The sequence below is a fragment of the Elstera litoralis genome (assembly GCF_000963705.1).
GTDB classification, from domain to species: Bacteria; Pseudomonadota; Alphaproteobacteria; order Elsterales; family Elsteraceae; genus Elstera; species Elstera litoralis.
In genome coordinates this window covers 1-690 of sequence record NZ_LAJY01000760.1, presented here as the reverse complement: position 1 = coordinate 690, position 690 = coordinate 1, and the positions used below count along the sequence as shown (strand labels likewise).

The 690-nt window shown below is 51.7% G+C and carries 1 protein-coding gene; it reads right to left on the bottom strand.

Features of this window, described 5'->3' with window-relative positions; translation table 11 throughout:
* Positions 1 to 211: 211 nt before the first annotated feature.
* Positions 212 to 690: ribonucleotide-diphosphate reductase subunit beta (locus VZ95_RS19625; RefSeq protein ID WP_045777366.1), on the bottom strand; the 479-nt coding region annotated here is incomplete at its 5' end.

Sequence of the window (690 nt, the reverse complement as noted above, 5' to 3'; positions counted from 1 at the left end):
CCTTAGAACCGACTTTAAAGAAAATTTCTTAGTTGACACAGGTATTTTATTTGAAAATAATTTTGGCCGCTTACTATTCTATCTAGGCTACGATAATTATAATATCTTCATCCTACGCGATAATGATATAGATACACTTTTAGACGAAGATTTCGTTTCTATTTCTGTTATCTAAACTAAAAACGGCCCCTTCCGGGGCCGTTCGCACATCTTATTCCGCCGCCGTAATCAGGCTCGGCTCATCCACCGAATCCGGCACATCCTGTGCCTTGCGACGACGGTCGAAAATATCCCAGGTGCTGCCCCAATCGCCGCGTGTGGCGGCTTTGGAATATTCGGTGGCGCGGGTTTCGAAGAAATTGGCGTGTTCGACGCCGTTGAGCTGGGCTTCCAGCCACGGCAGCGGGTGCTCGCCGATCAGATAGATCGGCTTCAGGCCCAACTGCTGCAAGCGCCAATCGGCAATAAAACGGATATAGCGCTTCACATCGAGCGGCGTCATGCCTTCGACCGGCCCCATTTCGAAGGCGAGATCGATGAACGCGTCTTCCAGGCGCACCACCTGTTGGCAGCAGTCGGAAATATCGTCCTTCACCGATTGCGTCAGGCAGCCGGTTTCCTGGGCAAAGGTGTGGAACAGCTTGATAATGCCTTCGCAGTGCAGCGATTCGTCGCGCACCGACCAGGAGA